Genomic DNA, 22,857 nt, shown 5'->3' with positions numbered 1-22,857 from the left:
TTAATGAGAATTACTCGTATAAAAGACCGAGCGGTTCACGGACGCTGATTTCAATCGATTTCGAAGGCGGCGCGGGGGCAAAGCGGGTGGCGCGTTGACGGTTCCCACGCGCCGGCGCGTTCACGATCCCTACGCCTCTGCGCGTTGACGGTTGTTGCGCGGCTGCGCCTTGGGCGCGTTATGCTGCTGCTGGTCTTTTGCCTTGCGCGCCGGCCTATGTCAGGCGCCCCGACTTATGTCTGCCTATCAAACCCTGATCCCGTTGAATTTCCTGGCCGTGGGCCTGGGCGCCGTGCTGGGTGCCTGGACGCGTTGGCTGGTCAGCCTGTGGTTGAACGTCGAGTCGTGGCCATGGGGCACGTTCACGGTGAATCTGGCGGGCGGTTATTTCGTGGGTGTGGCGTTGGCGCTGGTGGCCGGGCACCCCGAATGGCCGACGTGGATCCGGCTGGGCGCCATCACCGGGTTCATGGGAGGCTTGACGACGTTTTCCACCTTCTCGGCGGAAACCGTATCGATGCTTGAACGCGGCGCTTATGGTACGGCCCTGGGCTATGCGGGGGTGAGTCTGGCGGGGTCCTTGGCGCTGACGGCGGCGGGCATCGCCACGGTGCACTGGCTGCGCTAGGGGCAAGGCGCGATGCGCGATGCGCGAGGCGCAAGGCGGTAGGCGTCAGGCGCCACGGTTAAGTGCCGCGGCAAAACGCTGGGGTTAGGTGCTACGGCGAAGCGCTACGGCCAAGCCCTGCGGCTACGCGCTACGGCCAAGCCCTGCCGCTACGCGCTACGGCCAAACCCTGCCGCTACGCGCGGGCGGCGGGCTTGCGCCCGCCGCGTTCACGCGTTAATCGGCGCGGGGGTTCAACACGCGAGCGGCTTGCAGGCCGCTGCGCACCGCGCCTTCCAGCACGCCGGGGTAGCCGGTATCGGTCCAGTCGCCCGCCAGGGCCAGCGTGCGCCATGGGGTGGTGTTCAGCGGGCGCGTCACGCCCGGCACCGCCGCGAAAGTGGCGCGCTTTTCAATGAGCAGTTCGGCCGCCGTCACTTCTGGCATGGCGGGCAAACGCGCGGGATGGCGCGCCGCCTGTTCGGCCACCTGGTCGATCAGCGCTTCGATCACCTGGCGCCGGTTGCGTTCGGCGATGCTGGTGGCGGCGCTGGCCACCACGGCAAATTCGCCCGCCTTGGCGTCACCCGCCAATTGCGCACGGTCAAAAACCCATTGCCCCACATGCCCGCGCGCGGCTTCCTCGCGCAGCATCATCATGGGCTCGGGCAGCCGCCAGGGTTCGGCCAGGCGCACGTTCAGCGTGGCGATGGGCAGGTAGTCAAAGGCCTTCAGCGCTTCCAGCAGGCCGGTCGCGCCGGCTTGGCGCAAGGGCGCGTCCAGCAAGCGAGCCGCGTACGTCGGGGGCACGGCCAGCACGGCGGCGTCGAAGCGTTCCTGGTTGACCACAATGCCGTCGTCCGACGGATGCAGCTGGCGCACCGTGTTGCCGTAGCGCATGGTGACCTGGCGCGCCGCGGCGTCGGGCCACAGCGCCGACAGGTCGGTGCAGGGCAGCAGCAGATCGCTGTCTTCGCGCGTGCCAGCCAGGCTGTCGCGCAACACGCGCGAAAACAGCGTGGCGCTGGCGGTGGCGCATGGGGTGTTCAGCGCCGCCAGGCACAGCGGTTCCCAAAGCTGCCGGATCAGCGCATCGGACTGCGCGTGATAGTGCAGCAGATGCAGCACCGTCCAGTCGCGCGGCGGTGACCAGGACATGGCTTTCAAACCGCGCATCAGCCGCAGCGACGCATAGCGTTCCGCCCAGCTCAGGCCGCGCGCAAACAGCAAGGCGGCGGCCATGTGCAAGGGCGCGGGCAGCCGGGGAGCGGACAGGCGAAAGCGCCCGTCCAGGCTGGCCAGCCGCAGCGGCCGGCGCATCAGCAGCGCATCGGGGTTGCGGCCCACGCGGCGCATCAGCGCCAGCGTATGCCGGTAGGCGCCCGACAAAATGTGCTGGCCGTTGTCCAGCGGCGCTTCGAACGATTCATGGAAGACGCGGCGCGCGCGGCCGCCGGGCGTGTGGCCGGCTTCAAACACCGTGACCTTGGCGCCGGCTTCGCGCAGCGCGATGCTGGCCGCCAAGCCGGCCCAGCCCGCGCCGATTACCGCCGCCTTCACCGCGCCAGCCGGCGGACCAGTCCGCGTCCGCCGCCCACCCACGTTTTCCAGGCCAGCCACAGCTTGCGCAGCGGCGTGAGCGAGATGCGCTGGTGCAGCACCTGCCAGTTGTCGCGCTCGATTTCATCAAGCAGCGCGTAGTAGATGGCCGCCATCATCAAGCCCGGCCGCTGCGAACGGCGGTCGACCTCGGGCAGGTTGCTCATGGCTTCGCGATAGAGTTCGCGGGCGCGATCGGCCTGGAACTTCATCAGCGCGCTGAAGCGCTCGGAGTATTCGCCATTCAGGATGTCCGAAGCCTTGACCTCGAATTGCTGCATGTCGTTGACCGGGATGTAGATGCGGCCCCGGCGCGCGTCGTCGCCGACGTCGCGGATGATGTTCGTCATCTGGAACGCCAGCCCCAGCTTTTCGGCATAGACCAGCGTCTTGGGATCGCTATAGCCGAACACGCCGGCGGACAATTCGCCCACCACGCCGGCCGCGTGCCAGCAGTATTTGCGCAGGCCGGGCCAGTCCAGGTAGCGCGTCTGGTCCAGGTCCATTTCCATGCCGTCCACCACGGCCAGCAAGCGTTCGCGGGTGATGGAACAGGTTTGCAGGTGCGGTTGCAGCGCGCGCGTCACGGGGTGATCGGGCTTGCCGTCGAACATCTGGTCGACCTGCGTGCGCCACCAGGCCAGCTTGATGCGGGCCAGCGACGGGTCGGTGCATTCGTCGACCACGTCGTCCACTTCGCGGCAGTAGGCGTAAAGCGCCGTGATCGCGCGGCGGCGTTCGGGCGGCAGGAACAGGAATGAGTAGTAGAAGCTGGAACCGCTTTTGGCGGCTTTCTCCTGGCAATATTCGTCAGGGGTCATAGATAGGCAGGGCCTGTTACTTGATAGAGCGCCACAGCATGATGGCCCAGTCTTTGGCGCCCAATTCGGGGCGGTTCATGAATACATCGTAGCCGCTCGCCTCGATACGCTCCAGCACGCGCAGCCCGCCTTGCACCACCAGGCGCAGCTCCAGGCCGATGCGGCCGGGCAGGCGGCGCGCCAGCGGAGCGCCGAAGTGTAGCAGTGCACGCGTGCGTTCGACCTCGAAGGCCATCAACTCGCGCCATTGCGGGGTCAGCCGGCACGCCGCCAGGTCTTCTTCGGTAATGCCGTGGCGGCGCAGGTCTTCTTGCGGCAGGTACACGCGCTGCTTGTGCCAATCGACCCGCACGTCCTGCCAAAAGTTCACCAGCTGCAAGCCGGTGCAGATGGCGTCGCTTTCGGCCACGTCCTGGGGGCTGCACGCGTCGAACAGATGCAGCATCAGGCGGCCCACCGGGTTGGCCGAGCGCGTGCAGTAGTCGGCAAGCGTGGCGTAGTCTTCGTAGCGCTTGACGGTGATGTCCTGCTCGAATGCGGACAGCAGGTCGTAGAACGGCGTGATGGGCAGTTGATGGCGCGCGATGGTCTTGGCCAGCGGCGTAAAGATGTCGGCCAGCGGCGGCAAGCCCGGCGCGGGCGTCACGCCCGGTTCGGCGCCGATGCGGTGCAGTTCGGTGCGGAAAGCCGCCAGTTGCGCCAGCCGTTCTTCGTCGGACGCGCTGCCTTCATCGGCAATATCGTCCGCGGCGCGGGCAAACCGGTAGATATCGGTCACGGCGCCGCGCAGCCTGCGCGGCAACAGCAGCGAGGCGACGGGAAAGTTCTCGTAGTGATCGATGGACATGGATAGCGGTACAGAGGGCGGTCCCGGGACGGGATCGCACCATTTTAGAGTAGTCGCCTTTGGGGGCGCGATGCCATCAGAGATGTCATTGCAGATGCCCTCCCTCTCGGGCGGCGATCAGTTAGACTTAAGCGCCACAGGATCCCACACCATGCCGCGCCCCATATCCGCCACCGTCTCCGTCTCCGCGCTTGCGCACAATCTTGCCACCGTGCGCCACCATCTTGAACAGACCGCCGCCGCCGCGGGCGGGTTGCCGCCGTCCATCTGGGCAGTCATCAAGGCCAATGCCTACGGCCATGGCATCGAGCAGGCGGTGACGGGGTTTTCCAAGGCGCAGGGCCTGGCCATGCTGGACCTGGACGAGGCCGTGCGCTGCCGCGAGGCCGGTTGGGGCGGCCCGATCCTGCTGCTGGAAGGGTTCTTCAAACCCGCCGACCTGGATCTGGTCGACCGCTATCACCTGAGCACCACGGTACACAATCGCGAGCAGCTGGACATGCTGTCGCGCGCCCGTTTCACCCGGCGCGTGGATGTCATGCTCAAGCTCAACAGCGGCATGAACCGCCTGGGTTTCAGCCCGGCTTCCTACCCCGCTGCCCATGAACGCGCCATGTTGCTACAGCAGCAGGGCACGCTGGGGTCGGTGGGCAAAATGACGCACTTTGCGTGCGCCGACGGCCCCCAGGGCGTGAGCGAGCAGCTGGCCCTGTTTAATTCGGTGACGCATAAGATGCCCGGCACCATCAGCGTCTGCAACTCGGCCGCCACGCTGCGCTTTGCCGACATCGCCGTCAGCTCGCCCACGCAGACCCATTGGGTGCGCCCGGGCATCTGCCTGTACGGCGCGTCGCCGTTCGCGGATGCCGAAGCCGCGTCCTTCGGCCTGAAGCCGGCCATGACGCTGGCCTCTGAAATCATCGCCGTGCAGGAACTGAAGGCGGGCGATTCCGTGGGCTACGGTGCGATTTTCCGCGCCGAACGCGCCATGCGGATCGGCATCGTCGCCTGCGGCTACGCCGACGGCTACCCGCGCCACGCCACCACCGGCACGCCCGTGGTCGTGGCGGGCATCCGTACGCAATTGGTCGGCCGCGTGTCGATGGACATGCTGATCGTCGACCTGGACCCGATTCCCGCCGCCGGTGTCGGCGCGCCCGTCGTGTTGTGGGGCGAAGACGGCCCCTCGGTGGACGAAGTGGCACAGGCCGCCGGCACCATCGGCTACGAATTGCTGTGCGCCCTGGCGCCACGCGTGCCGGTCAGCCGCGACGCCTGAGCGTATCGCCGCCCGACCTGGCCGATTTTGGCCGGGTGTCCGGTGGGCAGAAATTGCTACGCAATTTACAAGACAGCCATCCCCGGATGGTGTCTACTTGGAACACCGGGCGCCCACGCGCCCGTTTTTGACCCAGCAATCTGACGACGAGGTTTCAATCCATGAAGGACAAATGTGTGCTCATTACGGGCGCCACCAAGGGCATAGGCTGGGCGCTGACGCAGCGTCTGTCCGACATGGGCTGTCATGTGGTCGGCATTGCGCGCAACACCACCGACGTGGACTTTCCCGGCTATCTGTATGCCTGTGACCTGGCTGACGCCGGCCGCACCGAGGAAGTGCTGCGCGAAATCCGCGAGAAGTTTCCGGTGGACGCCGTGGTCAACAACGTGGGCATTGCGTCGCCGCAGCCCTTGGGCGAAATCGACCTGGCCACGTTGTACAACGTGCTGGACCTGAATGTGCGCGTGGCGGTGCAGGTCACCCAGGCGTTCATCGAATCCATGAAGGTGCGCCGCGCCGGCCGCATCGTCAACGTGGTCAGCCGCGCCATCCATGGCGGGTTGGACCGTACGGCGTACTCGGCCGCCAAGAGCGCACTGGTGGGCTGCACCCGCACGTGGGCCCTTGAACTGGCCGAATACGGCGTGACCGCCAACGCGGTCGCGCCCGGCCCGATTGAAACGGAAATGTTCCGCGCCACCCGCCCGGCAGGTAGCGATGGCGAAAAGCGCGCGCTGGCCTCCGTGCCCATGAAGCGCCTGGGCACGCCGGCCGAAGTGGCGGCCGCCATTGCCTTCCTGCTGTCGGACGACGCGGGGTTCATTACCGGCCAGGTGCTGGGCGTGGACGGCGGCGGCAGCGTGGCCGGCCGATCCTGATCACGGTCAGGCCCAAATAAAAAGCGCACCGGAATTAGTCGGTGCGCTTTTTTCTGCCCGTTTGATGCGTCGCGGATTCAGTAGGGGCCTTTGCCCGCCGCCACCGGCCGCACGTCCTTGAATTCGCCGGCCAGGTTTTCCGCCGCGCGCGCCAGCAACACGGCATCCACGCCGACTGCCACGAAGGTCGCGCCCAACGACAGGTAGTGCTTGGCCTGCGCCACGCCGCTGTGCAGGATGCCCGCGGCCTTGCCCGACCGCACGATGCGCGCAATGGCCTGGTCGATGGTTGCCAGCACCTCGGGGTGGTCCGGCTGGCCTAAAAAGCCCATGCCCGCGGACAAATCGGCTGGGCCGATGAAGGCCCCGTCCACGCCATCCACCGCCAGGATGTCGTCCAGCGCGTCGATGCCGGCCGGCGTTTCAATCTGCACCAGCACGCACATCTGATCGTTGGCGCGTTCCAGGTAGTTGGGGATGCGATTCCAGCGCGACGAACGCGCCAGCGCGCTGCCCACGCCCCGGATGCCGGCCGGCGGATAGCGCACCGCGGCCACGGCCGCGCGCGCTTCGTCGGCGGACTGGATCATCGGCACCAGCAAGGTCTGCGCGCCGGTGTCCAGGATCTGCTTGATTTGCACCGGGTCGTTCCACGCCGGGCGCACCACGGGCGCCACCGGATAGGCGGCCACGGATTGCAATTGCGACAAGGTGGTCTGCAAGGTGTTCGGCGCATGTTCGCCGTCGATCAGCAGCCAGTCGAAGCCGGCCCCCGCAATGATTTCAGATGTGTAGGCGCTGGCCAGGCCGGCCCACAGGCCGATCTGGGGTTGGCGGTCGCGCAAGGCTTGCTTGAAGGTATTGGTCAGGATGTCCATGGACGGCGTGCCGTGTTAGTTGAAATGACAGTTGACGGAACCCAGCGCCCCGTAATCGACGTGGAAGGTGTCGCCCGGCCGGGCGGCAACGGGGCGGGTGAAGGAACCCGACAGAATGATCTCGCCCGCTTCAAGCGCCACGTCGTGGGCGGCCAGCTTGTTAGCCAGCCATACTACGCCATTGGCCGGGTGATTCAAGACGCCCGCCGCCACGCCGGTTTCTTCGATCACGGCGTTGCGCGACAAAATCGCGCCGACCCAGCGCAGGTCGAAATCGCCCATCTTTATAGGCCGCCCGCCCATCACCACGCCTGCGTTCGCCGCGTTGTCGGCGATGGTGTCGAATACCTTGCGGGGACGCTTGGTGTCGGGGTCGATGCCGTGCGAGCGCGCGTCGATGATCTCCAGCGCGGGGATCACGTAGTCCACTGCGTCATACACCTGGAACAGTGTCACGCGCGGGCCTTGTAGCCGCTTGCCCAGCACGAAGGCCAGCTCGACTTCCAGACGCGGCAGGATGAAGCGGCCGGCGGGAATGGTGCCGCCGTCCTCGAAGAACATGTCGTCCAGCAGCATGCCGAAATCGGGCTCGTCGATCTGCGATGACTGCTGCATCGCGCGGGACGTCAGGCCGATCTTGTGACCGCGCCGGGTGCGGCCTTCGGCCAGCTTGATGTCCATCCAGGCGCGCTGGACGGCGTAGGCGTCGGCGATATCGATGTCGGGATGGTCCAGCGAAATCTGGCGGATCTGCGTCCGCGTGCGTTCTGCTTCATGCAGGCGCGCGGCGATGCTGCGTACGGTTTGGGTGTCTAGCATGGAAGGTCCGGATTAGGGTTAAGACGGGAAGGGCGCCAGCGTGTTGACCAGCCTTCCGACGCCTTCGATTTCCGTCACGACCACGTCGCCGGGCATGACGTTGACGATGCCGTCCGGCGTGCCGGTCAGGATCAGGTCGCCCGGGGACAAGGTCATGAAACTGCTGAAATATTCAATCAGCGCGGGCACGTCGAACACCATGTCGCGCGTGTTGCCAAGCTGGGTCTGAACGCCGTTGACCGTGGTGCGCAGCGTCAGGTTCATGGGGTCGGGCACATCGTCGCGGTCCACCAGCCAGGGGCCCAGCGGCGTGCCGGTATCGCGGTTTTTCACGCGCAGGTTGGGGCGATACCAATTTTCAAGGTAGTCGCGCAGCGCATAGTCGTTGGCCACCGTGTAGCCCGCGACATAGTCGTACGCCTGCCCGCGCGTGACGTTGCGCGCCGTCTTGCCGATGACCACGGCCAGCTCGCACTCGTAGTGCATGAAGGCCACGTCGGCCGGGCGCAGCGTGTGCGCGCGATGGCCCACGAACGTGTTGGCGGCTTTCAGAAAACCCAGCGGCTCGTCGGGCGCCTTGAACGCCAGTTCCTTGGCGTGATCCGCGTAATTGATGGCCAGTGTGAAGGTGGTGCGCGGTTCGATGGGCGGCAACCATGTCACCGCGTCTTCGGCCAGGACGCGCCCGTCCGGCAGCCGTACGCTGCCCGGCGCGCCGTCGGCTTCGGTGACGGAGTGGATGACGCCTTCGTAAGCGATGCGTGCGTGTTTCATGGTGATGTCCTCAGGTTGCGGCCAACGTGTTGCCCAGCGTGCCGACCTGCGCGATGCGGATGTCATAGCGTTGCCTCGCGCGCACGCGTGGCGCATCGTGCGGCGTACCCACCAGCAGGATGTCGCCGGCGTCAAAGCTCATGAATTCGGTCACGTCGGCGATCAGCCGCGCAACGGGGCGGAACAGGTCGGCCGTGCTGGCGCGCTGCCTGACAACGCCGTCCACCAGCACTTCGATGTCCAACGCATCCGGATTGATTGCCGGCGATACCGGCGCCAGCGTGTCGCCGATGGGGCAGAACCCATCGCGGCACTGTTGTTTAAGGGCGGGCCGGAAATAGCTGTCGTGCGGCACGCAAAGGTCCGCCACCACGCGATAGCCCGCCACGTAGTCCAGCGCATCCGCCTGGCTGACGCGGCTGGCGCGGCGCGCGAACACCACGCCCAGGCAGGCGCCTACCTGCACCTCTTGCACATCGGCGGGCAGCGTGATGGTGTCGCCGTCGCGCGCATAGGTGTTGGCGGGCTTGATGTACAGCACGGGTGCGCGCGGGGCGGCCTTGTAGGGCGGCGCGTTGACGGCGTCGCCCAATGCGTCAAGCGACTGGCGCGTGTTGAGCGCCACGCCGACCACGGTGCGCGGCGGCTGCGCCAAGGCCGCGCTGGCCGCTTCGGCGCGCTGCGCAAGATAGTGGCGGTAGTTGTTGTGCTTGTAGTTCAGCACCGGGTCCGCTTCTTCGATCTGCATCGAAATGCCCAAGGGCCGCATGGCCAGGTGCGGCGCCAGCGCGGTGTTCAGCGCCAGGAACACCCGCTCGCCCAACGCGGCCTTTTGCGCGTCGGTGCGGCCGTGGCCGATGCGCAGCACCACGTGCACGAACGCGTTGTCGGGGTGGCCGTCCACGATCAGGCAGTCGTCCACACGCAGTGCCCGGGTGCGGGCGCCTGCCAGCGGAAACAAGCTGCCGTCGCCGACGGCGGCGCCTTGCACCGCGCGCATCAGCGCACGGGTATCCAGGGCAAGGTTGCCTGAATACTCGATCCAGATATGGGGCATGGTGTCTCCGCCAAAATAGTTAGCATGTTAATTAGAATAGCGGGAAAGCGGATCGACGGCAATGCGCCAGACGCGCGATGCGACCCGGGAATCCCGCCGTTGACAGCGCCATCCCGGCAGCATAAAGTTAACGTGTTAATTAAATGGGGCGACGCATTGCGCCGCGATAAGAACGAGGAGCCGCACGTGAGCATCAAGCATTGGATCAACGGCCAGCAGGTCGATAGCGCTGACCGCTTCGTCACCTACAACCCCGCCACGGGCGAGGCCATTGCCGAAGTGGCGGCGGGCGGGCAGAAAGAAATCGACGCGGCCGTGGCGGCGGCGGCGGACGCGTTTCCCAAGTGGGCCAGCACGCCCGCCAAGGAGCGCGCGCGGTTGATGCGCCGCCTGGGCGAACTTATCGACGCCAACGTGCCGCACCTGGCCGAACTAGAAACGCAGGACACGGGCCTGCCCATTTCGCAAACGCGCAAACAGCTGATTCCGCGCGCGTCCGAGAACTTCAATTTCTTTGCCGAAGTCTGCACCCGCATGAACGGCCACACCTATCCGGTGGACGATCAAATGCTGAACTACACGCTGTATCAGCCGGTGGGCGTGTGCGCGCTGGTGTCACCGTGGAACGTGCCTTTCATGACGGCCACGTGGAAGACGGCGCCGTGCCTGGCGCTGGGCAATACCGCCGTGTTGAAGATGTCTGAATTGTCCCCGCTGACCGCCGACCAATTGGGCCGGCTGGCGCTTGAAGCCGGCATTCCCGCCGGCGTGCTGAACGTGGTGCAGGGCTATGGCGCGGACGCGGGCGATGCGCTGGTGCGGCATCCGGGCGTGCGCGCCATCTCGTTCACCGGCGGCACGGTCACCGGCAAGAAAATCATGGCGAGCGCGGGCGGCATCAAGAAATATTCGATGGAGCTGGGCGGCAAATCGCCCGTGCTGATTTTTGACGACGCTGATGTCGACCGCGCGCTGGACGCGGCGCTGTTCACGATTTTTTCGCTGAACGGCGAACGCTGCACCGCGGGTTCGCGCATCTTCGTGCAGCAATCCATCTACGACGATTTCGTGCGAAAGTTCGCCGCGCGCGCCCAGCGCCTGGTGGTCGGCGACCCGGCTGATGAGGCCACTCACGTGGGCGCGATGATCACGCGTCAGCATTGGGAAAAGGTCACCGGCTACATTCAGCTGGCCGAACAGGAAGGGGCGCGTATCCTGGCGGGCGGCGCGGGCAAGCCGGAAGGGTTGCCCGCCCATCTGACGCGCGGCAATTTCGTGCGGCCCACGGTGCTGGCCGACGTGGACAACCGCATGCGTTGCGCGCAGGAAGAAATTTTCGGGCCGGTCGCCTGCCTGATCCCGTTCAAGGACGAAGCCCACGGGCTGGCGCTGGCCAACGATGTCAAATACGGCCTGGCCTCGTACATCTGGACGAGCGACATCGGCCGCGCGCACCGCTTGGCGCGTGGCATCGAAGCAGGCATGGTGTTCATCAACAGCCAAAACGTACGCGATCTGCGCCAGCCGTTCGGCGGCACCAAGGAATCCGGCACGGGACGCGAAGGCGGGGAATACAGCTACGAGGTGTTCGCCGAAATCAAGAACGTGTGCGTGTCGATGGGCAGCCACCACATCCCCAGATGGGGCGTGTGAATGCAACAAGGAGACAACCATCATGGGTAAGCTTGCACTGGCCGCCAAGGTGACCCACGTGCCGTCGATGTACTTGTCGGAGCTTCCCGGCAAACATCACGGTTGCCGCGAAGCCGCCATCGAGGGCCACCGCATCATTGGCCAACGCTGCCGCGAGCTGGACGTGGACACGATCGTGGTGCTGGACGTGCACTGGCTGGTGAACGCGGGGTATCACGTCAACGCCAACGGCGCCTTCAAGGGCTGCTACACCAGCAACGAACTGCCGCATTTTATCAAGGACATGCACTACGCGTACGACGGCAACCCCGATCTGGGTCGCCGCATCGCCGAAAGCGCCAACGCGGCGGGCGTGGGCACGCGCAGCCACGAAATCGACAGCCTGGAACTGGAATACGGCACGCTGGTGCCCATGCGCTACATGAACGCCGATGGCCGCTTCAAGGTGGTGTCGGTAGCGGCATGGTGCGCCTGGCACAGCCTGGACGAAAGCCGGCGCTTCGGCGCGGCGTTGGGCCAAGCCATCCAGGCCAGCGACAGCCGCGTTGCCGTGTTGGCCAGCGGGTCGTTGTCGCATCGCTTTAACGACAACAACAGCCCCGAAGCCGCGATGCACCAGATCAGCCGCGAATTTTTCAAGCAGGTGGACTTGCGCGTCGTCGATCTTTGGCGCCAGGGCGACTGGAAGACGTTTTGCGCCATGCTGCCCGAATACGCCGATTTGTGCGTGGGCGAGGGCGGCATGCACGACACCGCCATGCTGCTGGGCCTGCTGGGGTGGGACGGCTACGACAGGCCGGTGGAAATCGTCACCGACTACTTCACCAGTTCGGGCACGGGGCAGATCAACGCGATCTTTCCGGTGCCGGACTAAGTTTCGGCAGGTGGCGGGCCGATGCTGCTACGCGTCGGCCGTTTCCTTGGCGTCGGCCGGGGGCGGGTCACGGCGTATCAGCTCGACCATTGTGTCCACGTCCTGATACAGGCGGTCGAGCAATTCCTTGCCGATCTTGGCCTCGATTTCCTGATACTTCGCGTCCACCTGCGGGCGCATGCGGTCGATCAGTTTGTGGCTTTTGGGCGTCAGGGATATTTCCTGGCGACGCTGGTCCGCGCTGGAGCGGGCGCGCTTGATCAGGCCCTGTTCTTCCATGCCGGCCAGCATCCGCGTCAGGCTGGGGCTGAGAATCTGGCAACTGCGCGCAATCTGGTTGGGCTCCATTGCGCCCGTTTCGCTAAGGGTGCGCAACACCCGCCATTGTTGTTCGGTGACGCCGGCCGCGTGCAGCACGGGGCGGAAATGCGCCATCAGGGTTTCGCGCGCGTATAGCAGCAGGTGGGGAAGATTGCGGTGGTGGAAGCTGGGACTCATGGCGGCTATGTTAGCAAGAAGCCGCCCATTTTTTGACCACAAATTTTGATGCGTCATGCGCGCAACACCGCCGCCGGCGGCGCCTGCTGGGCGCGGCGGGCGGCGGTGCGGGCAAGCAGTGCGGCGTCGCTATGCCCTGCCGTCAGGCGGGATTCTGCTGCGCCAATTCCTGCAAGTCGTCGGGCAAGGCCAGGTCGGGCGCGCCTTGTTGCAGTTCGTGCAACGCCTGCACGGCATCGGCTTGCTGGTCGTCTTGCACCAACTGCCGGATGTGCGCCACGCGGGCTTCGATATCGGCTTCGCTGAACGCCACGACCTCGGTGGCGGTGGCGTCGCCTTCCTGTGCAACGCCCGCGGGGGCGGCTTGCGGTTGCGGTTCGGCGGTGGCTGCCGGTAGCGGCGGGACAGCGGCAGGTTCGTTTTGGGGGGCAGAGACGCGTTGGGCCACGGTGGCCGACTTGCCCGACAACGCGTCCGTCAATGCAATGGGAGCGGGGTTGCGGTCGGTGCTGCTGTCATGGGAAGCGGTCAGCGGCGAATTCTGCTCGTGCATGTCCGCGGCTTCGCGCATGTCCGTCCAGGCGAACAAGCCGGCGACCATGGCGGCGCAGGCGGCGGCTGCCCAGCCGGGGTGCCAGCTGTGGCCGGGGTGCCAGGCACGACGTACCGCCGCGTCCAGTTCGGGACTGCTGCCGGGTCCGGGCTTGCGGTACAGGGCGCGCAGATCCCGTTCATCGTCTTCGTCGAAGGGGGGCCGATAGGTAATGCTCATGCGCGTACTCCTCGCGGCGGCGTCTGGTGGCAAGACGCCTACGCGTTTGACCTTGCTGGGCGCCGCGCCGGTGGTCCGGCGGTCTCGTCGTGGCTAGGGTCGTGTTCCGGTTTATGCGGCCAGGGCCGCAGGGCGAATGCGCCGCGATTCCCGTTGCCGCGCCCTGAGGGGCGTTCGGCGCCGGGTATGCCGCCCTGGGCTGGGCGGTTCGACAATGCGCTGCACTGGACGATTATGCGCGATTTGCGCGATTCCGGGCGGGGTTTTCTTGCACGGCGGCGATGTTATTTTGGCCCGGCCCTGTTATTGAAAGCAGATTGAAATCTTGCGCTTGCCGGTACACTTTCGCGCATGGCCAAATCCCGAACCGTATATGTGTGCGCCGACTGCGGCGGCACCACCCCGAAGTGGCAGGGTAAATGCCCGCATTGCAACGCCTGGAACACGCTGGAAGAAACCGTCGAGTCCTCGACGCCCGCCGCCGCCGCGCACCGTTACGCGCCGCTGGCCTCTGCCAGCCCGGTGCGCAGCCTGTCTGAAATCGAAGCCCGCGAAACACCACGCCAGCCGACCGGGCTGGACGAATTCGACCGCGTCCTGGGCGGCGGCCTGGTCGCCGGCGCCGTGGTGCTGATCGGCGGCGATCCGGGGATCGGCAAATCCACGCTGTTGTTGCAGGCGCTGGCCTCGCTGTCCGAAACCACCAACGTGCTGTATGTGACGGGCGAGGAATCGGCCGAACAGGTCGCCTTGCGCGCACGCCGGCTGGACTTGCAGACGGGCAACGTGAACCTGCTGGCCGAGATCCGCCTGGAAGCGATCCAGGCTGCCGTGTCCGAACAGAAGCCTACCGTGGCCGTTATCGACTCCATCCAGACCCTGTACAGCGGCGAACTCAGCGCCGCGCCGGGGTCGGTGTCGCAGGTGCGCGAATGCGCGGCGCAATTGACGCGCCTGGCCAAGCAGACCGGCATCGCGATCGTCATGATCGGCCACGTCACCAAGGACGGCGCGCTGGCCGGCCCGCGCGTGCTGGAGCACATTGTGGACACCGTGCTGTATTTCGAAGGCGACACGCATTCCTCGTTCCGGCTGGTGCGCGCATTCAAGAACCGCTTTGGCGCCGTCAACGAGCTGGGCGTTTTTGCGATGACCGACCGTGGCCTGCGCGGCGTGGCCAACCCGTCCGCGCTGTTCCTGTCGCAGCACGAGCAGCAGGTGGCCGGGTCCTGCGTGATGGCCACGCAAGAGGGCACGCGCCCGCTGCTGGTTGAAATCCAGGCTTTGGTCGACAGTTCGCATTCGCCCAATCCGCGCCGCCTGACGGTGGGCCTTGAAGGCAACCGGCTGGCCATGTTGCTGGCGGTGATGCACCGGCACGCGGGTGTCACCACGTTTGACCAGGACGTGTTCGTCAACGCCGTGGGCGGTGTGCGCATCACCGAACCGGCCGCCGACTTGCCGGTGCTGCTGGCCATCATGTCCTCGCTGCGCGACAAGCCCTTGCCGCGCGGCCTGATCGCGTTCGGCGAAGTTGGTCTGGCCGGCGAGATCCGTCCCGCGCCGCGCGGCCAGGAACGCTTGCGCGAAGCCGCCAAGCTGGGTTTTTCAATTGCGCTGATCCCCAAGGCCAACGCCCCGCGCCAACCCATTGAAGGGTTGGAGATCTGGGCGGTGGACCGGCTGGACGCCGCGTTGGACAAGTTGCGCTGACGCGCTGTTTTCCCCTTGCCGCGCAGGCAAGGGCTGTTGGAGCAAGACGTGAGTCTGTTAGTGATTGCCGCGTGCCTGGCCGCGGGTAGCCTGATTGGTTTCATGGGCGGCGTGCTGGGCATCGGGGGCGGGCTCATCGCCATTCCGGCGCTGGTGCTGTTGATGGGCATGTCGCAGCAGTTGGCGCAGGGCACCGCGCTGATCATGGTGCTGCCCGCCATCATCATGGCGGTGCGGAAATACAACCAGCAAACGCGCATCGACAAGCGCGTGGCGGCTGCCGGGGCGGCCGGCGCGGTGGTGTTCACGTGGGTGGGCGCGCGGCTGGCGCTGGGCATTGATTCCAGCGTGCTGCGTCGAAGCTTCGCCGTGTTCCTGTTCTTTATCGCGCTGTTCTACGTCTGGCAGACCTGGCGTGCGGGCCGCCTTGCCGCGCGCCGTGCAGCAGGGCAAGCGCCGTCCAAAGCGCAGTCCGACCAGAAGCTGCACTCCAACCACAAGCCGCAGTCCGACCACAAGCGTGCACCGGTCTTCACCCCGCGCCGCGCCAGCGTGCTGGGCATGCTGTGCGGCACGTTGGGTGGCTTCTTCGGCGTGGGCGGTGCGGTGCTGGCCGTGCCCATCATCACCACGGTGTTCCGCTTGCCGCAGACGGTGGCGCAGGCCTTGGCCCTAAGCATGGTGATCCCCGGATCGACCATCGCGCTGATCACGTATGCATGGGCCGGCCAGGCGGACTGGACGGTGGGCGTGCCCTTGGCCATCGGCAGCCTGCTGTTCGTGCCGGTCGGTGTGCGCCTGGCCTACAAGCTGCCTGAACGCAAGCTGAGAGTCTGCTTTGCGTTGATGCTGTTCGCCACCGTGGCCTTGCTGGCGTTTGAGTCGTAGGCATAACCGTAGGCATAACTTCAAGCCATATCCTTAAGCCATATCCTGAAGCCATATTTCCAAGCGTTAGCAGCCGAAATTTTCTGGTTCCGCGTTGAACCTTCGCAGCCGGTGAACTTCAAACGGAGTACGGGGTAAGCGGCGATGTTGCCGCCCCGTGTCGGTTAGGCTTCGGCCTTGCACATTCAGGAGTTCATGTAATGACGACTCACTCCCGTATCGCTGCGTTCTTATCCACCTCGGCCTTGTGCCTCGGTCTTGCTGCTGCGCCTTCGGCGTTCGCGGCGGGCGCCGATGCCACGACCAAGGCGGGTGATACCAAGACCCACGCGCAGCATAAGCATCACAAGTCTGACAAAACGTCCGCCAAACCGGCGGCCGCGAAATCAGGCGCATCAAAGATGGACCATTCCGGCGCCACGACGCCGGCGAAGTAGGCAGGGGGCTGAAAAGCCCGATGTAGTTCCTTTGCAGGAAGACTACCGACCTCTTGGGGCCGGAAAGTCGAAAGCCTCTCGGTATGGGCACCGAGAGGCTTTTTCGTTTTTGCTTTCTGTTTTTTGCTTTCTTTTTTGCTATCTGCTTGGCCGCGCCATCGCGCGGCCGCGTTCATTCCACCGGCGTAATCACGTGGCCCGTGTCGAAGTACGCCTTCAGGTTGTCCAGCATCAGGTTTTCCATGGCCAGGCGGGTCTCCAGCGTGGCGCTGCCGATGTGCGGCAGCACGACGGCGTTGTCGCTGGTCTTCAACGCGTCCGGCACCTTGGGTTCGTGCTCGAACACGTCCAGCGCCGCGCAGCCCAGCTTGCCCGCTTCCAGTGCGGCCACCAGCGCGGCCTCGTCAATGACCGGCCCGCGCGCGATATTGACGATGATGCCCTTGGGACCCAACGCTTCCAGCACGGCCTGGTTGACCAGGTGGCGCGTGCTGGGCCCGCCCACGGTGGCGACCACCAGGAAGTCCGCCCACGCGGCCAGGTCCACCAGCGATGCTTCGTAGCCGTACGCGATGTCGTCGCGCTTTCTGCGGTTGTGATAGCGCACGTCCATGTCGAAACCCGTGCCACGCTTGGCGATGGCTTCGCCGATGCGGCCCAGGCCCACGATGCCCAGCTTCTTGCCGCTGACGCGCTGGCCCAGCGGGATGCTGCCGTGCACCTGACCCCATTGGCCGGCGCGCACAAAGCGTTCGCCCTGGCCCATGCGGCGCGCACCCGCGATCAACAAGCCCCAGGCCAGATCCGCGACGCAGTCCGTCAGCACGTCCGGCGTGTTGCTGACCTGCACGCCGCGTTTTTTGGCGGCGTCCACGTCGATGGTTTCATAGCCCACGCCCCAGCTGCAAATGGCTTTCAGGTCGGGCAGCGCGTTGATCAGTTCGGCGTCCGCGCCAAAGTTGGCCGACGTGACGACGGCGGTGATGCCCTTGCCATGTTCAGCCAAGGCCGCCTTGCGGTCGGGGAATTTCCATAGCTCCACGACGTCATAGCGCTCGGCTAGGTTCTTGTTGGCGGAAGGCGAGCCGGCCAGCGAGCCGACCTGGATGATGCGATGCTTGGTGGTCATGTTGTCGTACGGATGGGTGGCAAAACGGTCATGCTACTTGATTCGACCTTGAAAACCGCTGAGGGGATGCCCGTAGGCATCCCCTCGCGGTTGCCTGGCCCTGGCCCTGGCCTTGGCCTTGATCGGGCGTGGCGGTTTTCACTCCAGCTGGATGTTCGCCTTCTGGATGACGTCCTTCCAACGCTTGACCTCGCCTTGCTGGAAGGCGGTGAACTGCTGCGGAGTATTCGCCACGACTTCAAAGCCCAGGCCTTGCAGCGTCTGCTCGGTCTTCGGGTCGCGCAACGCCGTCTGCAAAGCCTTGGACAGCTGTTCAACGACTGCCGGCGGCGTGTTCTTGGGCACGGCAAAGCCTTGCCACGAATACACCACCATGTCCTTGATGCCGGCTTCGGCCAAGGTCGGCACGTTGGGCAGGTCGGTCGCTCGGGCATCGCCGGTGATGGCCAGCGCCTTGAGCTTGCCGGCCTTGATGTGGTTTTGCACCGCGCCCAGGTTCTGGAACGACACGTTCACCTGTCCGCCGATCAGGTCCGCGATGGCAGCGCCGCCGCCCTTGTAGGGCACGTCCACGCCCGTGCTGTCCGTGCGCTGGCGAAACAGCACCGCCGACAGGTGGTCGGACGACCCGGTGCCGGACGACGCGTACGACACGCTGCCCGGATTCTTCTTGGCATAGGCCACCAGTTCGGCCACCGTGCTGGCGGGAAAGTTGGGAGACGCGACCAGCACATTGGGGTTGCGCACCGCCTGCGTCAGGTAAGCAAAGTCCTTGCTGGGGTTGTAGGACAGGTTCTTGTACAGCGCCTCGTTGATGGCGAAGGTGCCGATCGAGCCCACCATCATCGTGTAGCCGTCGGGCGTGCTGCGGGCCAGCGCCTGTGCACCGATGGCGCTGTTGGCGCCGGGCTTGTTCTCGACCACGAAGGTCTGGCCCAGGATCTTGGTCAGCGCGGGCGTGACCGAGCGCGCGGTGATGTCGGACGAGCCGCCCGGCACGAAGGGCACGATCATGGTGACCGGCTTTTCCGGATAACCGGCGGCCTGCGCCGCGGGTCCGGCAAGTAGAACGGCGCCCGCCGCGGCAGCCGCGCAGAACAGTTTATTCATGTTGTCTCCTGGTTCGCGTGGTGATGAAAAGCCCGGCGCTCACGCGTTGCGCACGGGCCTGAATCTGCGTTGGTTCAGTCGACTTTCGCGCCCGAGGCTTTCACCACCTCGGCCCACTTGACGGTCTCTTGCGCCATGAACTGTTTGAACTGCGTAGGCGTGTTGCCCGACGGCGTGGCCCCTTGCGCCTGCAACTGCGCGCGCACCGGCTCTTGCTGCAAGGCCGCGGCCACGTCGCGCTGGATTTTTTCCACGATGGCGGGCGGCGTGCCGGCAGGCGCCAACAGGCCGAACCAGCTGGATGCCTCGTAGCCCTTTACGCCGGCTTCGGCCATCGTGGGCACGTCGGGCAGCGCGGGCGAGCGGGCGGTCGTGGTGACGGCCAGCGGGCGCAGCTTGCCGCCCTTGATGTAGCCCATGGACGAAGGCAGGTTGTCGAAGATCAGGTCGGCCGAACCGCCCATCACGTCGGTCAGCGCGGGGCTGCTGCCCTTGTAGGGCACGTGCGTCATGCGCGTGCCCGTCATTGTCTGGAACAGTTCGCCCGACAAGTGCGTGGACGTGCCGTTGCCGGTGGACGCCATGTTGACGCTGTCGGGATTGGCCTTCAGGTATTTGATCAGGTCCGCCACCGTGCGGATGCCATGCTTGTCCGCGAATTTGGGATTCAGTTCAAGAATGTTCGGCACCGGGATGACCAGCGTGACCGGTACGAAGTCCTTCACCGGGTCGTACGGCAGCTTGCTGTAGACGGACTGGTTGATGGCGTGCGTGCTGACGGTGCCCATCAGCAAGGTGTAGCCGTCGGCCGTGGCGCGCGCGGCTTCGGCCGTGCCCACGTTGCCGCCCGCGCCGGCCTTGTTGTCGACCACCACTGATTTGTTCCAGCTTTTGCCCAGTTCCGCAGCCACCACGCGCGCGGCGATGTCGGCGGTGCCGCCGGCAGGGAAGGGCACGATGATCTTCACGTCGCGTTCGGGATAGTCGGCGTGGGCCTGCGCGGCGGGCAAGGTCAAGGCGATGGCCGTGAGGCTGGCGGCAGCGAGCAGCCGGCGTCGCGCGAATAGGGCATGCATGGTGTTGTCTCCTCGGTGTGCGCGTGGCCGCGCATCGTTTGTGGGATGTTTTGGTGATGCCGTTTCACTTGTCAAACAAATATAGGTATTGAGAATATGCTTGTCAACCAAGTATACTTTTTTCACCTTACTTATCTGACAACTGGATCAGCCAGGAGCCCGTCCATGAAAACTTCCCCGGTCACCGCGCAGGACTTGCAACGCTCGGTCATTGCCGTGCCGCCGCTGGCGCGCCACGACGATCTTTCGCTGAACGAAGCCGCCAACAAGGCCCTGCTTGGCCATCTGGAAGCGGGCGGCGTGCGCAACGTCATGTACGGCGGCAACGCCAATTTCTACAACGTGGGCGTCAGCGAATACGCGCGCATCGTGGACATGCTGGCCGGCCTGGCCGGCGCGGACACATGGATCCTGCCGTCGGTCGGCCCCGACTACGGCAAGATGATGGACCAGGCCGCCATCCTGCGTTCGCGCGCGTTTCCCACCGCCATGCTGTTGCCGATGTCGTTCCCGTACACGGACGCCGGCCTGGCCGACGGCGTGCGCCGCTTTACCGATGCGCTGGGCAAGCCGGCCGTGGTCTATATCAAGTCGGCCGACTACCTGGCCCCCGAGACCGCCGCGCGCTTGATCGAAGAAGGCCGCATCGCCGCGTTCAAGTACGCCGTGGTGCGCGATGAACCGGCCAAGGACGCGTACCTGTCGTCGATGCTGCAAGCGGTGGACGCGCGCTGGATCGTCAGCGGCATCGGTGAACGCCCCGCCATCGTGCACTATCGCGATTTCGGCTTGAAGAGCTTCACGTCGGGCTCGGTCTGCATCGCCCCGCGCGGGTCCATGCGCTTGCTGCATCTGCTGCGCGATGGCCGCTACGACGAAGCCGAATCCGTGCGCCAACATTATCTGGGCCTGGAAGACTGCCGCGACGGCATCAGCCCGATCCGCGTGCTGCACGACGCGGTGACCTTGTCCGGCGTGGCGAACATGGGTCCCATGTTGCCGCTGCTGACCGGCATTTCCAGCGCCGAACGCGAACGCGTGGCGCCCGTCGCGCGCGAGTTGGCGGCCTGGGACCGGGAAGCCGTGGCGGCCTGAACGTGAACGGCTCGGCCGCGCATCGCCCGTCTTGCCGCCGGTTGGCGGTACGATGGGCGCTGTCCGCGTAAAGGCGGGCAGGCCTTACGCATTCAGGAGGTTTCGTGGCCCGATCCAAAGCAACACCATCATCCGAACCGCAAGCGCCGGCCGAGGCCGAAGCCGCCGGTTCCCATGTGCTTGAACGGGGACACCGGGTGCGGCTGGCGGACCAGGTCTACGGGCAAATCTTCGAACAGATCGTGTCGGGCGGGCTCAATGTCGGCGACAAGCTGCCGTCCGAAAACGAAATATCGGAACGCTTCGGGGTCTCGCGGCCGGTGGTGCGTGAAGCGCTGCTGCGGCTGCGCGCCGATGGCCTGATCACCGCGCATCAGGGGCTGGGCACCTTCGTCAGCCACCAGCCCGCGCCACGCCTGAAAACGTTCAACGATGTGCAGAACGTCAGCGCGTACCTGCGCGCACAAGAGGTGCGCGTGGCGCTGGAAGGCGATGCCGCGCGGTTGGCGGCGCTGCGCCGCACCGACGAACAGCTCAAGAAGATCACTGACGCGCACGCGGCCTTTGCGGACAGCCTGACGCATGGCCAGGTCTCGCCCGAGGCCGACCTGGCTTTCCACGCCAGCATCGCCGAAGCCAGCGGCAATGATTTTTATCTGGGCGTGCTGGAAAGCATCCACGAATCCATCAACGGTTTCATGCGCCTGACGTTGAGCCTGACCCGCACCGGCTCGCGCCAGCGCGCGCAGCGTGTCGTGGACGAGCACGCCACCATCCTGGACGCCATCCGCGAACAGGACAGCGAGCGCGCCCGCGTCGCCATGCAGTTTCACCTGGGGCAGGCGCGCCATCGGCTGGTGGACCGCGAACGCGACTGATCCATCCCGCGTGGCGCGCCGCCGCCCTTCACCACATCAAACGGAGACAACCCGTGCAAGGCAATGGAGCAACAGCGAGAAACGTGCCGGTAGAGCAGGTGCTTGAACAGATATTGCAGGTCTTGCAAGCGTGGGGCATGGACGAAGACCTGGCCCACACCACCGCCGGCCTGATGGCGCGGACGGATCTGCTGGGAATTGATTCGCATGGCATTTCGATGCTGCCTTCGTACGAGGAAAAGTGGCGTGCCGGGTCGTTGCGGCTGGATGCCCGCGCGCGCGTGGTGCGCGACAGCGGCGCCAGTGCGCTGATCGACGGCATGGGCGGTCTGGGCTATCCGGTGGCGGCGCAGGCCATGCATCTGGCCGTGGACAAGGCGCTGGAACACGGGGTGGGCGCGGTGTCGGTCTGCAATTCGCATCACTTCGGCGCGGCCGGCGTTTACGCGCGCATCGCGGTGGAACGCGGCGTGGTTGGCCTGGTGACCAGCAGCGCCAACGGCATCATCATGGTGCCCACGCGCGGCGCCATGCCCATGCTGGGCACCAACCCCATTGCGTTCGGCGCCCCGGCCGCGCACAACGAGCCTTTCGTGCTGGACATGGCCACCACGACGGTGGCCGCGAACAAGGTCAAGGTGTATGACTTTTTGGGCAAGCCCTTGCCGCCCGGCTGGGCGGTGGACGGGCAGGGCGCGGCGGTGACCGATGCCGACGCGGCCATGCAGTACATCTTCAAGCAGCCCGAAGGCGGGCTGACTCCCTTGGGCGGCACATCCGCAATGAGCAGCCATAAGGGCTACGGCCTGGCCATGATGGCGCAGATTCTGGGCGGCACGCTTAGCGGCAGCGCGTTTGCCGCGCGCCGCGCGCCTACGCGCAAGGCCGGTGAACCGGATGACGTGGGCCACTTCTTCCTGGCGCTTAACCCCGATGCGTTCCGCGCGGCGGGCTCGTTCGAATCCGATATGGACGACATGATCGACGCGCTGCACGACACGCCGCCCGCCAATCCCGACGAACCCGTGCTGGTGGCGGGCGAGCCCGAAGCGGCCGAGCGCGCGCGTCGGTTGCGCGCGGGCATACCCATTTCGGCAGCCCTGGCCGAACGCCTGCGCGGCATCTGCGAGCGCGCGGGCACGCCCTATCTGCTGGACGATATCTGATCGCAC

The 22,857-nt window shown here is 65.8% G+C and carries 23 protein-coding genes; 11 read left to right on the top strand and 12 right to left on the bottom strand.

Annotated elements, in window-relative coordinates; translation table 11 throughout:
- Positions 1-235 precede the first annotated feature (235 nt).
- Positions 236-628, top strand: a complete 393-nt coding sequence (gene crcB, locus KYT87_RS17450; protein ID WP_046804737.1) for a fluoride efflux transporter CrcB — start codon at positions 236-238, stop codon at positions 626-628.
- Positions 629-844: 216 nt separating this feature from the next.
- Here the strand turns inward: crcB and hpnE are convergent, their stop codons facing one another.
- Genes hpnE through hpnC form a run of 3 tightly spaced genes read right to left on the bottom strand, consistent with a single transcriptional unit; the run spans position 845 to position 3,874 of the window.
- Positions 845-2,167: a hydroxysqualene dehydroxylase HpnE gene (gene hpnE, locus KYT87_RS17445; protein ID WP_219990454.1), complete on the bottom strand. Its 1,323-nt coding sequence runs from the start codon at positions 2,165-2,167 to the stop codon at positions 845-847.
- Positions 2,164-3,027, bottom strand: coding sequence for a presqualene diphosphate synthase HpnD (gene hpnD, locus KYT87_RS17440; RefSeq protein ID WP_046804735.1), 864 nt, complete (start codon positions 3,025-3,027; stop codon positions 2,164-2,166). The genes hpnE and hpnD overlap by 4 nt, the downstream gene beginning before the upstream one ends.
- 16 nt (positions 3,028-3,043) lie before the next feature.
- The gene (gene hpnC / locus KYT87_RS17435) at positions 3,044-3,874 is read right to left on the bottom strand and encodes a squalene synthase HpnC (protein WP_046804734.1); all 831 of its coding nucleotides are present in this window, start codon (positions 3,872-3,874) and stop codon (positions 3,044-3,046) included.
- Positions 3,875-4,025: 151 nt separating this feature from the next.
- On the opposite strand from hpnC, the gene alr reads away from it, so the two are divergent.
- Both alr and KYT87_RS17425 read left to right on the top strand, forming a co-directional pair.
- Positions 4,026-5,153 (top strand): alanine racemase, encoded by a 1,128-nt coding sequence (gene alr, locus KYT87_RS17430; protein WP_046804733.1) that lies wholly within the window; start codon positions 4,026-4,028, stop codon positions 5,151-5,153.
- A gap of 161 nt (positions 5,154-5,314) precedes the next feature.
- The gene (locus KYT87_RS17425; RefSeq protein ID WP_046804732.1) at positions 5,315-6,034 is read left to right on the top strand and encodes an SDR family oxidoreductase; all 720 of its coding nucleotides are present in this window, start codon (positions 5,315-5,317) and stop codon (positions 6,032-6,034) included.
- Positions 6,035-6,111: 77 nt separating this feature from the next.
- Here the strand turns inward: KYT87_RS17425 and hpaI are convergent, their stop codons facing one another.
- From hpaI to KYT87_RS17405, 4 genes are read right to left on the bottom strand one after another with little or no spacing between them, the layout of a single operon-like run.
- Positions 6,112-6,912 carry a 4-hydroxy-2-oxoheptanedioate aldolase gene (hpaI, locus tag KYT87_RS17420; RefSeq protein ID WP_046804731.1) on the bottom strand — a complete coding sequence of 267 codons (801 nt, stop codon included), beginning with the start codon at positions 6,910-6,912 and terminating at the stop codon, positions 6,112-6,114.
- Between the two features lie 15 nt (positions 6,913-6,927).
- Complete coding sequence (gene hpaH / locus KYT87_RS17415) at positions 6,928-7,731, bottom strand: 2-oxo-hept-4-ene-1,7-dioate hydratase (RefSeq protein WP_046804730.1); 804 nt, start codon at positions 7,729-7,731, stop codon at positions 6,928-6,930.
- Positions 7,732-7,749: 18 nt separating this feature from the next.
- Positions 7,750-8,505, bottom strand: a complete 756-nt coding sequence (locus KYT87_RS17410; protein ID WP_219990453.1) for a fumarylacetoacetate hydrolase family protein — start codon at positions 8,503-8,505, stop codon at positions 7,750-7,752.
- Positions 8,506-8,515: 10 nt separating this feature from the next.
- On the bottom strand, positions 8,516-9,562 hold the full coding sequence (locus KYT87_RS17405) for a fumarylacetoacetate hydrolase family protein (protein ID WP_219990452.1): 1,047 nt from the start codon (positions 9,560-9,562) through the stop codon (positions 8,516-8,518).
- A gap of 186 nt (positions 9,563-9,748) precedes the next feature.
- On the opposite strand from KYT87_RS17405, the gene hpaE reads away from it, so the two are divergent.
- Entirely contained in the window at positions 9,749-11,215 is a 1,467-nt protein-coding gene (gene hpaE / locus KYT87_RS17400) for a 5-carboxymethyl-2-hydroxymuconate semialdehyde dehydrogenase (RefSeq protein ID WP_219990451.1), read from the top strand.
- 22 nt (positions 11,216-11,237) lie between these two features.
- A complete protein-coding gene (gene hpaD / locus KYT87_RS17395) occupies positions 11,238-12,089 on the top strand; it encodes a 3,4-dihydroxyphenylacetate 2,3-dioxygenase (protein ID WP_219990450.1) in 852 nt (283 codons plus the stop codon).
- 27 nt (positions 12,090-12,116) lie between these two features.
- Here the strand turns inward: hpaD and hpaR are convergent, their stop codons facing one another.
- Both hpaR and KYT87_RS17385 read right to left on the bottom strand, forming a co-directional pair.
- Positions 12,117-12,587, bottom strand: coding sequence for a homoprotocatechuate degradation operon regulator HpaR (gene hpaR, locus KYT87_RS17390; protein ID WP_104144408.1), 471 nt, complete (start codon positions 12,585-12,587; stop codon positions 12,117-12,119).
- Positions 12,588-12,729: 142 nt separating this feature from the next.
- The gene (locus KYT87_RS17385; RefSeq protein ID WP_104144409.1) at positions 12,730-13,359 is read right to left on the bottom strand and encodes a hypothetical protein; all 630 of its coding nucleotides are present in this window, start codon (positions 13,357-13,359) and stop codon (positions 12,730-12,732) included.
- Between the two features lie 351 nt (positions 13,360-13,710).
- Between KYT87_RS17385 and radA the strand changes: the two genes are divergently transcribed.
- The 3 genes from radA (at position 13,711) to KYT87_RS17370 (ending at position 16,397) form a co-directional block, all read left to right on the top strand.
- Positions 13,711-15,072 carry a DNA repair protein RadA gene (gene radA, locus KYT87_RS17380; RefSeq protein WP_046804723.1) on the top strand — a complete coding sequence of 454 codons (1,362 nt, stop codon included), beginning with the start codon at positions 13,711-13,713 and terminating at the stop codon, positions 15,070-15,072.
- Positions 15,073-15,120: 48 nt separating this feature from the next.
- Entirely contained in the window at positions 15,121-15,960 is an 840-nt protein-coding gene (locus KYT87_RS17375) for a sulfite exporter TauE/SafE family protein (protein ID WP_219990449.1), read from the top strand.
- A 200-nt stretch (positions 15,961-16,160) separates the two neighbouring features.
- Positions 16,161-16,397 carry a hypothetical protein gene (locus KYT87_RS17370; RefSeq protein ID WP_046804722.1) on the top strand — a complete coding sequence of 79 codons (237 nt, stop codon included), beginning with the start codon at positions 16,161-16,163 and terminating at the stop codon, positions 16,395-16,397.
- Positions 16,398-16,569: 172 nt separating this feature from the next.
- Here the strand turns inward: KYT87_RS17370 and KYT87_RS17365 are convergent, their stop codons facing one another.
- From KYT87_RS17365 to KYT87_RS17355, 3 genes are all read right to left on the bottom strand, one after another.
- Positions 16,570-17,526 (bottom strand): 2-hydroxyacid dehydrogenase, encoded by a 957-nt coding sequence (locus tag KYT87_RS17365; RefSeq protein WP_219990448.1) that lies wholly within the window; start codon positions 17,524-17,526, stop codon positions 16,570-16,572.
- Positions 17,527-17,664: 138 nt separating this feature from the next.
- Entirely contained in the window at positions 17,665-18,636 is a 972-nt protein-coding gene (locus KYT87_RS17360; RefSeq protein WP_104144410.1) for a tripartite tricarboxylate transporter substrate binding protein, read from the bottom strand.
- 74 nt (positions 18,637-18,710) lie between these two features.
- Positions 18,711-19,712 carry a tripartite tricarboxylate transporter substrate binding protein gene (locus KYT87_RS17355; RefSeq protein ID WP_219990447.1) on the bottom strand — a complete coding sequence of 334 codons (1,002 nt, stop codon included), beginning with the start codon at positions 19,710-19,712 and terminating at the stop codon, positions 18,711-18,713.
- A 165-nt stretch (positions 19,713-19,877) separates the two neighbouring features.
- On the opposite strand from KYT87_RS17355, the gene KYT87_RS17350 reads away from it, so the two are divergent.
- The 3 genes from KYT87_RS17350 (at position 19,878) to KYT87_RS17340 (ending at position 22,851) form a co-directional block, all read left to right on the top strand.
- A complete protein-coding gene (locus KYT87_RS17350; RefSeq protein ID WP_046804718.1) occupies positions 19,878-20,807 on the top strand; it encodes a dihydrodipicolinate synthase family protein in 930 nt (309 codons plus the stop codon).
- Positions 20,808-20,983: 176 nt separating this feature from the next.
- Positions 20,984-21,685 carry a FadR/GntR family transcriptional regulator gene (locus tag KYT87_RS17345; protein ID WP_162941334.1) on the top strand — a complete coding sequence of 234 codons (702 nt, stop codon included), beginning with the start codon at positions 20,984-20,986 and terminating at the stop codon, positions 21,683-21,685.
- A 137-nt stretch (positions 21,686-21,822) separates the two neighbouring features.
- Complete coding sequence (locus KYT87_RS17340; RefSeq protein ID WP_255594182.1) at positions 21,823-22,851, top strand: Ldh family oxidoreductase; 1,029 nt, start codon at positions 21,823-21,825, stop codon at positions 22,849-22,851.
- Positions 22,852-22,857 lie beyond the last annotated feature (6 nt).

The organism is Achromobacter sp. ES-001 (assembly GCF_019448355.1).
In the GTDB taxonomy this organism is placed as follows: Bacteria; Pseudomonadota; Gammaproteobacteria; order Burkholderiales; family Burkholderiaceae_B; genus Achromobacter; species Achromobacter spanius_B.
Note: the sequence above shows the minus strand (reverse complement) of the source record. Positions and strands in the feature narration are given on the sequence as shown.

Bases quoted from the DNA above. Each gene is read 5' to 3' on its own strand.
- KYT87_RS17425 (WP_046804732.1), top strand. From the start codon at position 5,315: ATGAAGGACAAATGTGTGCTCATTACGGGCGCCACCAAGGGCATAGGC.
- KYT87_RS17350 (WP_046804718.1), top strand. From the start codon at position 19,878: ATGAAAACTTCCCCGGTCACCGCGCAGGACTTGCAACGCTCGGTCATT.
- crcB (WP_046804737.1), top strand. From the start codon at position 236: ATGTCTGCCTATCAAACCCTGATCCCGTTGAATTTCCTGGCCGTGGGC.
- radA (WP_046804723.1), top strand. From the start codon at position 13,711: ATGGCCAAATCCCGAACCGTATATGTGTGCGCCGACTGCGGCGGCACC.
- hpaI (WP_046804731.1), bottom strand. From the start codon at position 6,912: ATGGACATCCTGACCAATACCTTCAAGCAAGCCTTGCGCGACCGCCAA.
- KYT87_RS17340 (WP_255594182.1), top strand. From the start codon at position 21,823: ATGGACGAAGACCTGGCCCACACCACCGCCGGCCTGATGGCGCGGACG.
- hpnD (WP_046804735.1), bottom strand. From the start codon at position 3,027: ATGACCCCTGACGAATATTGCCAGGAGAAAGCCGCCAAAAGCGGTTCC.
- KYT87_RS17360 (WP_104144410.1), bottom strand. From the start codon at position 18,636: ATGAATAAACTGTTCTGCGCGGCTGCCGCGGCGGGCGCCGTTCTACTT.
- KYT87_RS17405 (WP_219990452.1), bottom strand. From the start codon at position 9,562: ATGCCCCATATCTGGATCGAGTATTCAGGCAACCTTGCCCTGGATACC.
- KYT87_RS17385 (WP_104144409.1), bottom strand. From the start codon at position 13,359: ATGAGCATTACCTATCGGCCCCCCTTCGACGAAGACGATGAACGGGAT.
- hpaD (WP_219990450.1), top strand. From the start codon at position 11,238: ATGGGTAAGCTTGCACTGGCCGCCAAGGTGACCCACGTGCCGTCGATG.
- KYT87_RS17410 (WP_219990453.1), bottom strand. From the start codon at position 8,505: ATGAAACACGCACGCATCGCTTACGAAGGCGTCATCCACTCCGTCACC.
- hpnC (WP_046804734.1), bottom strand. From the start codon at position 3,874: ATGTCCATCGATCACTACGAGAACTTTCCCGTCGCCTCGCTGCTGTTG.
- alr (WP_046804733.1), top strand. From the start codon at position 4,026: ATGCCGCGCCCCATATCCGCCACCGTCTCCGTCTCCGCGCTTGCGCAC.
- hpaH (WP_046804730.1), bottom strand. From the start codon at position 7,731: ATGCTAGACACCCAAACCGTACGCAGCATCGCCGCGCGCCTGCATGAA.
- hpaR (WP_104144408.1), bottom strand. From the start codon at position 12,587: ATGAGTCCCAGCTTCCACCACCGCAATCTTCCCCACCTGCTGCTATAC.
- KYT87_RS17370 (WP_046804722.1), top strand. From the start codon at position 16,161: ATGACGACTCACTCCCGTATCGCTGCGTTCTTATCCACCTCGGCCTTG.
- KYT87_RS17355 (WP_219990447.1), bottom strand. From the start codon at position 19,712: ATGCATGCCCTATTCGCGCGACGCCGGCTGCTCGCTGCCGCCAGCCTC.
- KYT87_RS17365 (WP_219990448.1), bottom strand. From the start codon at position 17,526: ATGACCACCAAGCATCGCATCATCCAGGTCGGCTCGCTGGCCGGCTCG.